Genomic DNA, 15,946 nt, shown 5'->3' on the forward strand with positions numbered 1-15,946 from the left:
TTACTTTATCTTTCCTTTAAAAAAACAGTTCCCCTCCCTACATTATCCTTTACAATATCAGAAATAGTAAATGTGACAAAATCTCCTTTGACTCCAATCGCTGTTCCTTGAGGTTTTCCAAAAACTTCCATATGTTGAATGACAAGAAGTTTATTAATGTTATCAATCTCTACAATAAGTTTATCACTATTCTTTATGTTTCCGGTTTTAATTTGTCCACTAACTACTAGTCTTCCGTCCGAAAGCTGAAAAACATCCTCTGCAATGAAGACAAATATTTCAGGTTTAAAATCTTTAACAGGTACAAATGATAATTGCAGGAAAATAATAAGTGTTTTAAAAATCCCTTTCATTTGATCTAAGTCGTAATGATAATCAAATCACAATTTACTCAAAAAAAATTCGATGCAGAAGAGAATCTTTGAACCTGATCCAATCAAAGGTACTTTTAATCTTCTAGTTCTTCACAAAAGAACTCTGCTTGTTTCATTTTATGAATAATTTCTTCTGGAGATAATGAATTGCATTCTATTCTCAAAACTTTGTCTTGATCATCCATGTCAACTGTCCAACTGATCTCATCTTTATATTCCACTAAAGCTTCTTGTATCATTTCCTGATAAGTTAAAACTTTCTTATCCGTTTTGAAGACTAATACGTTTTCAAATTGCTTTCTCATAACTATATCCGTCTACAGTTTAATTATCTTATATTCAAGTTATTTTTCAAATCTTCATAATTACAGGCATTTCCAGAAAGTTTTCAAGTCTTTTAATCTCATCTTTGATTGCAGCATGCTTCATCTTACTGAGGTTATCAAAGAGTTGAAAATCCAGAATTACTTTTCCTTTGGAATGTATTCTTTTCCAGATTCCGACCACTTTCCCATTTACAATAACTGTAGGATAAAACAATCCATTTACAGTAATGACTTTCCTGCTTTGCTCAGCATCCAGAAACAAGTCTCGATTTTTGTATCCTAATATATATTCATCAAAAGCCGGAAGCAGATATACTTTATCAGGTAAAGGATTTTTCTCAAGACTACCATAGAACCAATATTGGGATTGGTTCAAAGTTTCTTTAGTCATCCTGGATAGTATAGATTCAAAAGCATTTTTTGCATCTGCATTTGATAATCCTGACCAGTTTATAAAATCTTCAAAAGTTGCAGGTCCATGACTTTGAAAATATCTTTTGGCAAGTTCAGGTAAGGCATCTTTTCGTTCTAGGGTATTGGCTTTAGGAGCCCAGGCATCAAGCAGCGTAAAGGTTGTCTCTTTACCTTTCATTGGTCCCTGGCAAATGATCTTCTCAAGAGATGCTCGGTTAATCAGATATACTCCTCTGTTTTCCTCAGGAGAAATTTTATGTTCATTAAGTTTTGAATAAAGCTCCTGTCTGGTAAGAAACTTGCCATCTAACTCTTTAGAAAAGATCCTAAATGCTTTTGAAAATATTTTTTCATCCAGGCCTACACTATAATACTGTTTCTGCATTCGATTAATAACCGCAGAACCAGCCAGATCAAGTATCCATTTTATATCTTTGGAAGATACAATATGCAGAGTTCCCCTCAATGCAGAAGTTCTCAAAATTGACCCGTCATTGATACTTTTTATAATAGTTGATTCTGAAGAATTGAGTAGCCGTAAACCAATTGCCAATTTAGATGCCGAAAAATCCTGAGATTGAATAACACCTGATTTTTGCACTACTTCCTCACAAGTTTTTTTATTGCTATTCACCAGCCCATGATTTATAAGTCTATAGTATAAAATATCCGAAGGCGTCATGTTCAAAGTATTTATATAAAGCGATCTTATCAATACAAATAAAAAGAGAATGACTGACAACAGTGTGTCAGTAGGAAATAAAAAAGCACCAGATTCATATATTGAAAAATCTGATGCTATTTTATTTATTGAGTAGTATATTCTTACGCTTTGAATTTAACAAGGGTAACGTGGTCTCCTCCTTTCTCACGGACTTCATCTGCTACACTTTCTACTTCTTTGTATTTTCTCAGGAAAGATCTTACTGTATCTTTTAATACACCACTTCCTCTTCCATGCACGATCCTTGCTTCCGGCAAACCCAACAGAAGAGCATCATCAACCCAGTTGGTTAATAAGTTAATTACATCTTCTTTAGCTTTGCCTCTAACATCAAGCTCAAACTGAAAGTGTAGTAACTTCTCTTTAGTGTCTATAGTAATATTTCCGGAATCAAAAGAGGCTGACTTTGTTGCCTCTGCCGGTGGTTGAGAAAAGGTGACTTTATTTTTCTTAACAGTCATTTTCATAATACCCATAGCAACTTCAAGGTCGTTGCCTTTAACAGAAAGGACTTCTACTGCAGTGTCCTGACCATTGATTTTCACAAAGTCTCCTGGTTTTATTTCGCTCATAGCTATAAAAATCTATTTTTATATTAATCAAAAATAGAATTTCCCTTTGCATTAACAAGAGTGAAGTATAATTTTTTGAATTGATCTAGTCCCCTAAAATATGAATTGAACTACTTATAAGTAGATGATCATTAGTGTGATAATTCAAAGTATAAATACAACAAGGTTCATTACCCTCTTGGAGAATGAGCTATGATATCTCTAATAAATATGAAGTTTAAAAAATAGCCACAAGATATTGCTGATTAAACCGAATTAAGCTGCACCAAGTCTCAATGGTCTAAACGTTTCATAACAATTCCTGATTTTCCTGACAGTACTGTTAAAGAAATGTTTCTGAACGATATAAGTAAGCGCATTAACAGTAAATGAAGAAAACAGAAAATAATTGGCTCCCATTTTACTCGCTTTACTCTTTTCTTCGTTTGAAAGGTGTTCGTTCATTATGACAATAATTACATTTTCCTTTTCAAGTTGGGAAGCATTGGCATAATCTTTCAGGAAATCCCATCCATCAACAATTGGAGTGTTCATATCAAGCAGCACCAATATTTTAGATTCCTTTAATTTTTTGCCTAAATGAAGATGGTCTAGATACAGAAATGCATGGCCTCCATTGAGAGCGAGCTTAATTTGTTCTGCCATTCCTGTGGATTCAATGGAAGATTTTATACGGCTTGTGAAATCGCTGTTTTTGCCTACAATTATTACCTGGTCAATTTTTTGCATAACGGTATAAGTAAGGTTTCAATGTATTTTTACGAAATAAATTAAAGTATAGTTACACAGGGAAATTCGATAAAGAAGTAAAATTAATGGATAAGACTTAAAAACCGAAAGTTTTAATTTATATTTAATGCAGATTAAATAGAATTTAAACAAGAACCTTAACCAACAATCCTGTTTTTATTCAATTTTACTGCAGCAAGGTAAACTATTTATAGGAAAAATACAACTGAACTTCAGCTCGTTACAACAAGTTCTGACTTTTTTTTTTAATCGAAATCACAAAAAAATACCTGAAAGAGAGCTTTCAGGTATTAATTACTGAGGATTTAAATATTATCTTTATTTTTTAACAGACTTATTTAATTCTTTAATTAACACATCAAGTTGTTGCTTGTCGCTAGGCTCTTCTGCTTTTGCCAGTGCTTTTTGTGCATGATCAAGAGATCTTTTGAATAAATCGTCAATCTCAGCTTCAAGTACTTTTCCTTCTTTCTGATACGCTCCTACGCTTAGGGTTCCAAGTTTTTGATGTTTCTCTTTTCCAGTATTGTAATAAATAACAGCTGTGTTAAAATTGGCAATCAAATCATTTGGTTCAATGGATAACACCTTTCCGTATGTATGCAAAGCTTTATCCGTATCTGTTTTACCATACAATACAGCAAGCTGGTTCAGAAGATTTATATCATTTGGGTTATTCTTAATCAGATTTTCTATAGATGCTGCCGCTTCTGAATCTTTACCTGTTTGCAAATAAAGATTTTTTTGAAGCTCCAGAAGCGTCTTATTGTTTGGGAAATCCACCAATCCTTTTTTAACTGTTGCAAGTGCTTTCTCAGGACTTTTTTCTATTTCATTTTCAATTGTTATCTGATAATAATATAGAATAGGGCTTTTGTAGTTCAGAGAATTTAGTTTTACTACACTGTTTTTAATGACATTCATTTCTTGAATCTGTTCAGCGGCATAAATAGCATTGATATATGCAAGTGTATCAGCAGGTTTTATTTTTTGGGCAATTTCAAAACTTGAGATGGCTTGTTTATAGTTACTAGCCTCATATTCTGCAAATCCTTTATTTATAAACAAGCCCCATATTTCCTGCAATTTTACAGAAGACATTTTTGAATATTCTCCTTTAGATTGTTCCAATTCGACAGCTTTGTTATAGGATTCATAGGAAGTCTGAAGTGCTTCCGGTGCAGCAGCCTTTACTTCAGCCTTCTGATTCATTGCAATGTCCTGATATATCAGTCCTTTATAATACCAGGTTTTTGCATTGGCCTTTGTTTTTTCGTGTTGACTTGCTCCGTCAATTTCCTGTTTCGCTTTTATCAAATCCCCATCTCTATGATAAAGGATTGCATTGGTAACAGCAGAGTTCTGGGCGACTCCAATCAGACAACATCCACTTAATATTACACTCAAAAAGATTCTTTTCATAGCTAAATCAATTCTTTAGATTTATATAGTTAAAAGACTGTTTATGTGATATTTATAAAAAAATGCCGAAATAAAATTCCGGCATTTCTAAATTTACTCATTATCATTTTCTTCCTCTTCGGACTGAGACTCTTCAGGAGCTTCAGGATTTGGAAGTTGTGCTTCTATATCCGGTATTTCTGTTGTTGGTTCAGTTGACTCTGATAGATTTTCATCTGTAGCAAGGTTTTCAATCTTGGCAATAGATGCTATTTCATCAGTTTCGCTGAGTTTTATTAGTCTGACACCTTGAGTCGCTCTTCCAACTACTCTAAGATCTGAAACCGGCATTCTTATAGTAATTCCGGATTTATTGATGATCATTAATTCATCTTTATCCGAAACATCCATTATTGCTACCAGTTTACCGGTTTTTTCAGTGATATTAAGAGTTTTAACTCCTTTCCCCCCTCTGTTTGTTACTCTGTAATCATCAATATCAGAACGTTTACCATATCCTTTTTCGGATACAACAAGCAGATTATTATCTGAACAACTCAGGCAAACCATTCCGATTACTTTGTCCTCATCATCTGCTAAGGTAACACCTCTTACCCCGGCAGCATTTCTACCCATAGGACGAACATGTTCTTCATTAAACCTTATTGCCCTTCCTGATTTCAGTGCAATAACGATTTCATTACTTCCATTCGTCAACCTTACGTTCAGAAGTTTATCACCTTCATTAATGGTAATTGCCTGAATACCGTTGGATCTAGGACGAGAGAAGGCTTCCAGAGAAGTTTTTTTAATGGTTCCATTCTCTGTCACCATTATAATAAAGTTATTATTGATGTAGTCAACATTCTCTAATGTTTTTACATTAATAATTGCCCTTACTTTATCTTCTTTTTCTACATTGATCAGGTTCTGAATAGGCCTTCCTTTAGAAGTTTTGCTGCCTTCAGGTATACCATAAACTTTTTGCCAGAAAACTTTTCCTGAATCTGTAAAAATCAGGAGATAATTATGCATTGTCGCTATAAAAAGATGCTCTGTAAAATCATCTTCTTTAGATACTGCCCCTCTTGAGCCAACTCCTCCTCTGGATTGAGAACGATATTCAGTTAATGGTGTACGTTTAATATACCCTTCATGTGAAATAGTAATAACCATTTCATCATCAGCGATAATATCTTCTATGTCAATATCATCAGCAGAGTGTACAATTTGAGTTCTTCTTTCATCACCATAACGTTCTTTCATTTCAAGAGACTCATTTTTGATGATTTGCATTCTGAGTTCAACGCTGTTAAGAATTTCATTTAACCTTGCAATTAAAGCCATAACTTCTTCGTATTCCTTTACGATTTTGTCACGCTCCATGCCTGTTAAACGCTGAAGTCTTAATTCAAGAACCGCCTTTGCCTGAATCTCCGACATTCCAAAGTTTTCCATTAAGCCTTTTTTAGCTTCTTCCGGATCTCTGGAATTTCTGATTAATTTTATAACTTCATCAAGGTGATCCAGGGCAATCAGATATCCTTGAAGGATATGTGCACGCTTTTCCGCTTCTTCCAGCTCAAACTTCGTTCTTCTTACAATAACTTCATGACGATGATCCACAAAATGTCTGATCATGTCTTTCAGATTTACAGTCATCGGCCTGCCATTTACAAGCGCAACGTTGTTTACTCCGAAAGATGACTGAAGCTGAGTATATTTATACAGATTATTTAAAACGATGCTTGGAATAGCATCTTTTTTTAATTCATATACTATGCGAAGTCCTTCTCTATCCGATTCATCTCTGATGTCAGAAATTCCTTCAATTTTCTTTTCATTGATCAGTTGTGCTGTTTTTTCCACCATTGAGGCCTTGTTGACCATATATGGAATATCGTGGACAACAATCATATCTCTTCCTGTAGGAGTATTTTCAAAAGTGGCATTTGCTCGTACTACAACTCTTCCACGACCTGTTTCAAATGCCGATTTTACTCCTTGATAACCATAAATGGTTCCTCCTGTTGGAAAATCAGGAGCTTTTACGAATTCCATCAGCTCCTCAATTGTGATGTCATTGTTATCAATATATGCACAAACACCATCCACAACTTCACGTAGATTATGTGGAGCCATATTGGTAGCCATACCAACAGCGATACCGGAAGTTCCGTTAATCAAAAGATTTGGCACCTTTGAAGGAAGAACTGTGGGTTCTTCAAGGGAATCATCAAAGTTTGGCTGAAAATCTACTGTATTCTTGTTTATATCAGAAAGCATTTCTTCGGCGATTCTCTTGAATCTAGCCTCAGTATACCTCATTGCCGCAGGAGAATCACCGTCTATAGATCCGAAGTTTCCTTGTCCATCGACCATCATATATCTCAAAGACCATGGTTGTGCCATACGAACCATGGAATCATATACCGATGCGTCACCGTGAGGGTGGAATTTACCAAGTACTTCACCAACTATTCTCGCCGATTTTTTGTAAGGTTTGTTCCAGTTAACACCTAGTTCAGACATTCCGAAAAGCACCCTTCTGTGTACGGGTTTTAATCCGTCTCTTACGTCTGGTAATGCCCTTGAAATGATAACTGACATCGAATAATCGATGTAAGCTCCCCTCATTTCATCTTCAATGTTAATAGGAATAATGTTTTCGCCTTCCGCCATAGATATTATAAATGGAAATTAGGATTTTTTAATGTAGCAAGATAAGTATTTTTAGCGAATGCCCACAATTTGACATCCTAAATTTGGCTTTTATTTATACACATTCAGATTTAACAAGTCTGTGTTTTTTGAATATTGGAACTATTATACAATCAAAAGTTCCCCATTTGTTAATTAACGAAATTATCCCTCTCATTCTGTCATTAGTATCAAGTAAAAAATTTATGAGGATAAAACGGAGTTGCTCCTAAGATGGAACAAATAACGTTGGGTTTGTGCTTTTTATTGTATGTAAGGAGAATTAATCTGGAATTCTCAATAACAGAATTTCACAGAGTTAAAGTAAAAATGCATAATAATAATATGGAGGCCTTGATTGATCTGAGCAAGCATTTGTATGATACTTCCATAGAGGAGGTTAGACTGGTAGAAGTACCTGACTTTAACTATTTAACCCTATATGGGGAAGGGCCTGCCCAGTTGGATATGCACTTTTTGCAGGCTGCTTTAACGCTTTTCAAAGTTGATGAATACGCTAAAAAAATTTTATCAGCCAGGACTCCAATGATCAACATTTGTACGAATGAAATTACCCCTATTGAGGTTTTGTGGTGGAAAGATGACAGGCCGTTTGATTTTAACCTGGACACCAGATGGAAATGGGCAATCATGATCAATGAGCCAGCCATAGTTAATAAAGATGTTTTGAACATTTCAAAGGAAATGGTTTTGGCAGAAAATCCTGATTGGTCTTTTACTCAGTCAATTGCTTTAAGTCACCTTTCAGAAGGTTTGAGTCTACAAACATCATTTAAAGGTGACAGAGCCGAAGGAAAGAAATCACTGGAAAAGGTTCATGACTTTGCCAAAAGCAAGAATCTGGAGTTCGTTGGAAAATATCATGAAATATATTTTGAAAAACCGGAAGGCTTAAGATCCACTCAATTGGTGACAATTTTAAGATTTCCTGTATCAGAAATTAAAATTTCTCAAATAATATAATAGTTACTATGACACAATTACTTGAATCCCCAAAAACAACTTACCTTCTTGAAGGAAGTCTTGAAGTCCTGCATCAGCAGACAAGAGAATGGCTGAGTGAAATGGACTTGTGGAAGGATGAGATACTTTTTTTTAAAAATCTGATTAATAAACAACTTCTGAAAGTAAAGACTGAAGATGACAAGGAGGAATTGAGAGATTATGAAAAAATTCTAAGTAAAATGCATAATGACTGGCTAGAGCACCTTTATATGCAAACACAAGCCCATGAAATGTACCTTGCCGGAATTATGCAAAACAGGCCAAAAGACTATGACGAAGTATACAGAGAAAGACATAGAGACTTAACTGAAAAAGTGGATGGTTTTCATAAAGAAATGAGAAGTATTAAAAGTGAATTATTTGAATTTATAGAAAAGCTATAAAAGAAAAGTTGTAAATGTCTCTAATATTTTAAGTTGTATTAACAATTTGCCTGATCCTCGGTTTGGAATTCAAGCTAAACTGGGGATTTTAATTTTTAATAAATTCATCAGCTAATATATTTTTGTTAAACTATTTGGAACAAAAATTCCAGTAGCATATATTTGTAATGCGATCACCTACCGTGTGTAGTTGATTTATAAAGAAGAAGGGAGAGAATAGGCTCTGAGAACTTCTAGCAACCTGCCACCAAAAATGTAAGGTGCTAAATCCTAGTTCCGATTATTCGGAACAAATATAAATTGACACTTATGAATACAGCCCAATTTAAAGATTTAAAAGAAAAAGTGACTAAGGGACAAGGTTCTTCAGTAAACTTTCGTTTTGCCATTACGTTAAATGCATATAACAACAATAATTGCTGTTGTTGTTGTTTGCTTTAGTAGTTGGCTTTGGCTAATTTCCTGTAGTAACAGGTTTAAATCAATCCTTTAACAATTTAACCCTTAATGCCATGACAAAAACTATTTCTATCACTTTTAAGACGTTGGCACTCACAGCTGGAATTTCTAATTCTCAAAATAACGAAGTTTGCAACCCTGTTTACTCAGTTAATCTATATCATTTTAACGAAACTCCAGGATTGACTTACGAAACATATCTGACTATTTCAGAAATGGTTAATTATAAATGCGACCAGGCGGTGGCTGGTCAATCCCCGCTAAAACAATGTACCTGGAATCTGAATTAATTCCCGGTTTTTAGATAAATTTGGGGCTGCTTCATAATAAAATACTGAAGCAGCCCTTCGTTTTTAATTCAGTTTGACCACAATGAAAATTAAAGTATCGAGTTCTGTTAAAAATACTCCTAACATTAACCTTTCAAGAAAATTCAGAATTGCCAAATATGTCATGTATCGGGAAACCATGTTGCATAAGAGTGACCTCTTATGGACTTTCCTTGGGTCGTTTTGTGGTATCGGACTTATTGGCCTTATTAATAGCCAGATTTTTGAAGTTCAGGACCATATCTTTTTGATTGGATCTTTTGGTGCTTCAGCAGTATTATTATATGGTGTTTCAAACAGCCCATTATCTCAACCAAGAAACTTGTTTGGAGGGCACATCCTTTCAGCTATTGTAGGGGTAACGACGGCTCAATTGTTGCCGGACACATTATGGTTTGCATCTACCCTGGCTGTTTCATTAAGCATCATGGTGATGCAAATGACCAAAACTCTACATCCTCCAGGAGGAGCTACAGCCCTTATTGCCAATATTGGCTCTGCTAAAATAAAAGAACTTGGATACTGGTATGTAGTCTCCCCTGTCGCAAGCGGAGTAATTATCTTATTTTTAATAGCGATGGTATTTAATAATCTCTCAGGAAGAAAATACCCATTGAATAAAGGTAGAAAGCGAAGAGTTAAAAGCCAAAAGCTGAAAGTTGAAAGTCAGAAGCAAGAAGTAGAAAGGCTAAAGTTAAAGGTAGATATCCCTGAAGAAAAGTTTGAGACAGTTTAAGGGCGGAAAGCGGAAGGCAGAAAGCTTAAAGTTAAAAGTAGAAAGAGGCGAATGCCTCTTTTTTTATTAATACTTTCAGCTTTATGCTAAGAAACAAAGCCCCCATCTATAGTAAGTACGGATCCGCTTATGTATGAACTCTCCTCCGATGCCAAAAAGATATAAGCATTAGATACATCTTCGGGTTTACCAAGTCTTCCTACAGGAATTTTATCCTTAATACTTTTAACGATTTTCTCTGGCACATTTTTTAAAGATTCGGTTTCTATAAAACCAGGCGTCACTGCATTTACAGTAATACCATGTCTACTTAATTCTCTCGCCCATACTTTGGTTATACCTACCAATCCTGATTTGGCTGCAGCATAATTGGCCTGTCCGAAATTACTATATATTCCCACTAAAGATGAAGTGTTGATAATCCGGCCAAATTGCTTTTGAACCATATATGGGGCAATAGCTTTAGTACAGTTAAATACACCTGTAAGGTTCAGATCTATTACCTGTTGCCATTGTTCCTTACTCATATTCAGAGATGCAGCATCTCTGGTAATACCAGCATTGTTGATAAGAATATCAATTTGTCCTCTTGATGCAAAAACACTTCTTGCGGCCTCCTCTACCTGAGCAAAACGGGTTGTGTCCACTTCCATAAATGTCACATCTTCCATTCCGTTTTCTTTTATTTCTTTAAGGGTTTCTTTACCCTTTTCAATGTCAATGTCCCAAATAATAACAGATGAACCTTCCGAAGAAAACCTCTCTACAGTCTTTTTCCCAATCCCCTGAGCTCCTCCGGTAATAATACTGACTTTTCCTTCTAGCTTCTTCACACACCGAAAAATTTATAATAAGAATATGATGCTTAAGTACAGAAAAATTAAGGGAAATAGAAAGAGGAAAATAATTTAGTTATTAACAGCTTCAGGACAATAATAAGCCTAATCCAAACAAGATTACAAAAACTAAAGTAGAAAGTGCCATGAGCTTTAACTGAGGATCAATTTTTTCTGAGTCATTTTCTCTGGTTACTTTTATACCTGTAATGAATATCAAAGGGAAACTCAATAGGAACAACCACTTTCCTATTGAATGATTTTCATTTAAAACTATATAAGTAACTGCGGAGCCAAAGCCTCCGATAAGAAGAATCCAGTGATAAATCTTTGCTTTACCTTTGCCCAACCTGACCGGGATAGAATATTTACCCGCAAGCCTATCAGATTCAATATCGCGAATGTTATTTATGTTTAATACGGCTGCAGAGAAAAAACCACAAGCAAAAGCTGGCAATAATATTTTATAATCCAGAGTATGTGTATGCAGATAATAACATCCTCCCACGCCTACAAGACCAAAGAAGAGAAATACGGAAATATCACCAAGCCCGGCATAGCCATAGGGATTTTTTCCTGCTGTATATTTAATGGCTGCTACAATTGAAAGAATTCCCAATATCATAAAAAAGCCAAATGTACCAAATGCAGAAAATGAAATAGCATTTATCAAGAGAATAATACCTGTCACCAATGAGAGAGCGCCAAATATATACATTCCTATTTTCATTGCTTCAGGTGATATGTTCCCTGACTGCACTGCTCTTTGAGGACCTTTCCTGAAAACGCTGTCTGCACCATTCTGAGAGTCCCCGTAATCATTAGCGAGATTTGATAAAATCTGAAGGAAAATTGTAGTTAAAATTGCTAAAAGGCAGATTATAAGTTTGAAACTTCCATCTTTAGCGGCCAAAAAGCTGCCCATGATAATACTGGAAAGTGCCAAAGGAAGTGTCCTTAACCGGAATGCTGATACCCAAGCTTTTGCTGAACCCATTATTTACTTATTGCTTCTGTAATTTCAAAACCCATTGGTGCAGATCCGGAAGGGAAAAATTTAACTAATTCACCATTTTCATTAATTAAATATTTGCAAAAATTCCACTTAGGTGCCTGATCATTCCAGCCATTTTTATCTGCTACAGATAACCACTCAAATACAGGATGTTGCCCTTTTCCTTTTACAGTCACCTTTTCCATCATTTGGAAGGTTACACCAAAGTTTGCAGTACAGAATTCTCTGATTTGAGCACTATTACCAGGCTCCTGATTAAAGAAATCATTTGATGGAAATCCGAGAATAACCACTTTATCTCCATGTGTTTCATGAAGTTTCTGAAGTTCTGAATACTGATGGGTATAACCACACTTGGAGGCTGTATTCACAATCAAGACCTTTTTCCCTTTGAATTTGGAGAAGTCAATTGAATCTCCTTCCAATGTATTAGCCTTAAGTGAATAGAATGAAAAAAAAGCATCCTTACCATCCGAGGGTTTGGACTTTATCTGTCCGCACCCAGGGAGCGCATAAATGAATGTTAATGTTAAAACTACTATAGAAAACTTAAGTGACAATCTCATAATTTACATTTTTTCAGGTACTTCTATTCCTAATAACTGCATACCTCTGTTGATTATTTTGGCTACAGCGAAAGAAAATGCTATTCTGAAGCTCAGTGCATTTTTATTTTCTTCAGAGAAAATCGCTACTTCTCCATAAAAATGATTATACGCTTTTGCCAGGTCAAAGATATACTGAGCTATTTCTGAAGGTGCATAGTTTTTGGCAGCATCTTGAATTTTCTCCGGAAACTTTGTCATCAGCACAATTCCTTCCCTTTCTGAAGGATGAAGATTGACGAGAGTGTCAAATGTTTCTTTATTAAAATCTATTCCAAGTTGTTTTGCTTTCCTTAAAATTGCAGAAATACGTGCGTAAGTGTATTGAATAAAAGGACCTGTGTGCCCCTGGAATTCAATAGATTCTTCAGGATTGAAGAGCATACGCTTTTTCGGATCCACTTTTAACAAGAAGTATTTTAAGGCGCCTAACCCCAGTTTCTTATATAATGCCTGAAGGTCTTCTTCGCTAAATCCTTCTATTTTGCCTAGCTCTTTCGTTCTTGCCTCAGCAGTATCCAGCATCTCTTTTACCAAATCGTCCGCATCTACTACAGTTCCTTCTCTTGATTTCATCTTCCCACTTGGCAGATCAACCATCCCGTAAGAAAGGTGGTAGACACCATCTGCATAAGACTTCCCAAGCTTCTTTAAAATAAGCTTAAGTACATTGAAATGATAATCTTGCTCATTGCCCACCACATATACAGATTTCTCCGCATTGTATTCCTGGAATTTGAGGTCTGCAGTTCCTAAGTCCTGAGTTATATATACTGATGTACCATCTCCTCTTAACAAGAGTTTCTGATCCAGTCCGTCTGAAGTTAAATCTACCCATACTGAACCATCAGGCTTTTTGAAGAATACCTGTTTCGCAAGTCCTTCTTCTACTATGTTTTTCCCTAAAAGATAAGTTTGAGATTCATAATAGAATTTATCAAAATCGACACCTATCATCTTGTATGTGGCATTAAAACCATCATACACCCAGCCATTCATTTTTTCCCATAAAGCAACAACCTCTTTATCTCCTTCTTCCCATTTTAACAGAAGTTCCTGAGCTTGCTTCATTAAAGGTGCCTGCTTCTTGGCCTCTTCTTCTTCCACTCCCTGATCTTTAAGAGCATCTATTTCCTTCTTATATTCTTTGTCAAAAAGTACATAATACTTTCCCGCAAGGTGATCCCCTTTTAATCCTGAGCTTTGGGGAGTTTCTCCATGTCCCCACAATTGATATGCAAGCATGGATTTACAAATGTGAATTCCTCTGTCGTTGATAAGATTAGCTTTTACAACATCATATCCACTGGCTTTAAGAATTTCGGAAACAGAATACCCAAGAAAATTATTTCTTAAGTGACCAAGGTGAAGCGGCTTATTGGTATTTGGACTGGAATATTCAACCATTACCCTTTTCCCATTAAAAGGTAAAATGGCAAATTCTTCACTTAAGATACTATTAGAAAATATTGAAAGCCAGGTTCTATCAGAAATAACAAGATTTAAAAATCCTTTTACAACATTGAAATCAGCAACTTCCTCCAGGTTATCTTTTAAATATTTACCAATTACTTCTCCTATCTGTTCTGGAGATTTCTTGGTTTTAGAGGTATAAGGGAAAGTAACAAAAGTTAAAGCACCTTCAAATTCTTTCTTAGTTGGTTGCAATTGAATTGTACCCTCCTGATCATCCAGGCCAAACTGACTTTTCAAAGCTTCTGATATTCCTGATTTTACCTTTTTTTCTAAATTCATTTTAAAGTTATTTTTTTGCCATTGGACGAATTCTGTATGAAGTTTTATTGTTTGCTTCAATGGCAATTGCAAAGATTATAATTTTATAGCAATATTGCACAAATTTTAAAAAGCACTACCTCCAATTAAGAACAAATAATGGATAGATACATTGACCTGATTGAACAGACATTTTATTTTCCTACTGAAGAGTTTAAAGTGATTGACAATAATTTGTATTTCAATGAAGTACCTTTAATGGACATCGTAAATAAATATGGTACTCCGTTAAAATTAACCTTTCTGCCAAAAATCAGCAGTCAGATTCAGAAGGCCAAGAAATTTTTCAATGAAGCAATTACAAACAATAACTATCAGGGCAATTATGTTTACTGTTATTGTACCAAATCTTCACATTTCCAGTTTGTTCTAGAGGAAGCTCTGAAAAATGATATTCATATTGAAACTTCAAGTGCGTATGACATTCCCATTGTAAAGATTCTCTTTGAAAAAGGTAAAATCAGCAAAGATACTTATGTGATCTGCAATGGATATAAAAGACCTGAATACACCCAATATATCAGTGATCTGATTAATGAAGGTTTCAAAAACTGTATTCCGATTCTCGACAACCTGGATGAAATCAATGCCTATGACGAACTGGTATCTAATCCATGTTTTGTAGGTATGAGACTAGCTGCTGATGAGGAACCTAAATTTGAATTCTATACAAGCAGATTAGGCATACGATACAACGATGTATTACCTCTGTATGAGTCTAAAATAAAGAATAATCCAAAATTTAAGCTTAAGATGCTTCATTTCTTTATAAATACAGGAATGAAGGATACAACTTATTACTGGAGTGAGTTAAGCAGATTTGTTCACAAATATTGTGAATTGAGAAAAGTTTGCCCAGATCTGGACTCCATAGATATCGGTGGTGGCTGGCCAATTAAAACTTCTGTTCACTTTGATTATGACTATGGATACATGGCTGATCAGATTGTGAAGACTATCAAAAGAATCTGTACAGAGAACCAGGTCCCTGTTCCGAATATTTTTACTGAATTCGGAAGCTTTACAGTAGGTGAAAGCGGTGCTGTTCTTTATTCAGTGCTTGGAAGCAAACTTCAAAATGACAAAGAAGAGTGGTATATGATTGACAGTTCATTTATCACTACTTTGCCAGATGTTTGGGGCTTAAATCAAAAGTTTATCCTGCTTGCAGTTAATAACTGGAATCAGGCATATGATAAAGTAAAAATTGGTGGTATTACCTGTGATAGCATGGATTATTATAACTCAGAAGCTCACTTGAACATGGTATTCTTACCTAAGCTTCAAGAACAGAAGAAACAGATAATTGGTTTTTTCCATACTGGAGCCTATCAGGAATCATTGGGTGGATATGGAGGCATTCAGCATTGTCTTGTACCTGCTCCTAAGCATGTGCTTATTCAAAAAGATGAAAACGGCAATTTTACGGATACTTTATTTGCTCCAGAACAGGATAAGAATATTATGCTAAAGATTCTCGGATATCAGAGCTAAAACAATCC

The 15,946-nt window shown here is 35.2% G+C and carries 16 protein-coding genes and 1 riboswitch; of the genes, 5 read left to right on the plus strand and 11 right to left on the minus strand.

Annotation, left to right across the window (positions count from 1 at the left end; translation table 11 throughout):
• Window positions 1–5: 5 nt before the first annotated feature.
• The 7 genes from MYP_RS18765 to gyrA all read right to left on the minus strand — a co-directional run bounded on the left by MYP_RS18765 (window position 6) and on the right by gyrA (window position 7,243).
• Entirely contained in the window at window positions 6–353 is a 348-nt protein-coding gene (locus MYP_RS18765; RefSeq protein WP_045466990.1) for a hypothetical protein, read from the minus strand.
• A 95-nt stretch (window positions 354–448) separates the two neighbouring features.
• Window positions 449–679, minus strand: a complete 231-nt coding sequence (locus MYP_RS18770; RefSeq protein WP_045466993.1) for a hypothetical protein — start codon at window positions 677–679, stop codon at window positions 449–451.
• 46 nt (window positions 680–725) lie between these two features.
• Complete coding sequence (locus MYP_RS18775) at window positions 726–1,796, minus strand: winged helix DNA-binding domain-containing protein (protein WP_045466996.1); 1,071 nt, start codon at window positions 1,794–1,796, stop codon at window positions 726–728.
• Window positions 1,797–1,939: 143 nt separating this feature from the next.
• Entirely contained in the window at window positions 1,940–2,410 is a 471-nt protein-coding gene (locus tag MYP_RS18780; RefSeq protein ID WP_052430346.1) for a Smr/MutS family protein, read from the minus strand.
• A 255-nt stretch (window positions 2,411–2,665) separates the two neighbouring features.
• A complete protein-coding gene (locus MYP_RS18785) occupies window positions 2,666–3,139 on the minus strand; it encodes a response regulator (protein WP_045466998.1) in 474 nt (157 codons plus the stop codon).
• 339 nt (window positions 3,140–3,478) lie between these two features.
• On the minus strand, window positions 3,479–4,582 hold the full coding sequence (locus MYP_RS18790) for a tetratricopeptide repeat protein (protein ID WP_045467001.1): 1,104 nt from the start codon (window positions 4,580–4,582) through the stop codon (window positions 3,479–3,481).
• Between the two features lie 93 nt (window positions 4,583–4,675).
• On the minus strand, window positions 4,676–7,243 hold the full coding sequence (gene gyrA / locus MYP_RS18795) for a DNA gyrase subunit A (RefSeq protein WP_045467002.1): 2,568 nt from the start codon (window positions 7,241–7,243) through the stop codon (window positions 4,676–4,678).
• Between the two features lie 252 nt (window positions 7,244–7,495).
• On the opposite strand from gyrA, the gene MYP_RS18800 reads away from it, so the two are divergent.
• The 4 genes from MYP_RS18800 (at window position 7,496) to MYP_RS18815 (ending at window position 10,194) form a co-directional block, all read left to right on the plus strand.
• A complete protein-coding gene (locus tag MYP_RS18800; RefSeq protein WP_156140733.1) occupies window positions 7,496–8,245 on the plus strand; it encodes a GyrI-like domain-containing protein in 750 nt (249 codons plus the stop codon).
• Between the two features lie 8 nt (window positions 8,246–8,253).
• Window positions 8,254–8,670 (plus strand): hypothetical protein, encoded by a 417-nt coding sequence (locus tag MYP_RS18805; protein ID WP_045467009.1) that lies wholly within the window; start codon window positions 8,254–8,256, stop codon window positions 8,668–8,670.
• 192 nt (window positions 8,671–8,862) lie between these two features.
• Window positions 8,863–8,972: riboswitch (SAM riboswitch) on the plus strand.
• A 210-nt stretch (window positions 8,973–9,182) separates the two neighbouring features.
• Window positions 9,183–9,419, plus strand: a complete 237-nt coding sequence (locus MYP_RS18810) for a hypothetical protein (protein ID WP_045467012.1) — start codon at window positions 9,183–9,185, stop codon at window positions 9,417–9,419.
• 82 nt (window positions 9,420–9,501) lie between these two features.
• A complete protein-coding gene (locus MYP_RS18815) occupies window positions 9,502–10,194 on the plus strand; it encodes an HPP family protein (RefSeq protein WP_081990595.1) in 693 nt (230 codons plus the stop codon).
• 86 nt (window positions 10,195–10,280) lie between these two features.
• Here MYP_RS18815 and fabG read toward each other — a convergent pair whose 3' ends face one another.
• From fabG to argS, 4 genes are all read right to left on the minus strand, one after another.
• A complete protein-coding gene (gene fabG, locus MYP_RS18820) occupies window positions 10,281–11,027 on the minus strand; it encodes a 3-oxoacyl-ACP reductase FabG (RefSeq protein ID WP_045467015.1) in 747 nt (248 codons plus the stop codon).
• 91 nt (window positions 11,028–11,118) lie between these two features.
• Window positions 11,119–12,027, minus strand: a complete 909-nt coding sequence (locus MYP_RS18825; RefSeq protein ID WP_045467018.1) for a 1,4-dihydroxy-2-naphthoate polyprenyltransferase — start codon at window positions 12,025–12,027, stop codon at window positions 11,119–11,121.
• Window positions 12,027–12,611, minus strand: coding sequence for a glutathione peroxidase (locus MYP_RS18830; RefSeq protein ID WP_081990596.1), 585 nt, complete (start codon window positions 12,609–12,611; stop codon window positions 12,027–12,029). The genes MYP_RS18825 and MYP_RS18830 overlap by 1 nt, the downstream gene beginning before the upstream one ends.
• A 3-nt stretch (window positions 12,612–12,614) precedes the next feature.
• The gene (gene argS, locus MYP_RS18835) at window positions 12,615–14,405 is read right to left on the minus strand and encodes an arginine--tRNA ligase (RefSeq protein ID WP_045467021.1); all 1,791 of its coding nucleotides are present in this window, start codon (window positions 14,403–14,405) and stop codon (window positions 12,615–12,617) included.
• Window positions 14,406–14,543: 138 nt separating this feature from the next.
• Between argS and MYP_RS18840 the strand changes: the two genes are divergently transcribed.
• Window positions 14,544–15,938, plus strand: coding sequence for a decarboxylase (locus MYP_RS18840; RefSeq protein ID WP_045467024.1), 1,395 nt, complete (start codon window positions 14,544–14,546; stop codon window positions 15,936–15,938).
• Window positions 15,939–15,946 lie beyond the last annotated feature (8 nt).

This window comes from Sporocytophaga myxococcoides, assembly GCF_000775915.1.
Classification (GTDB): Bacteria; Bacteroidota; Bacteroidia; order Cytophagales; family Cytophagaceae; genus Sporocytophaga; species Sporocytophaga myxococcoides_A.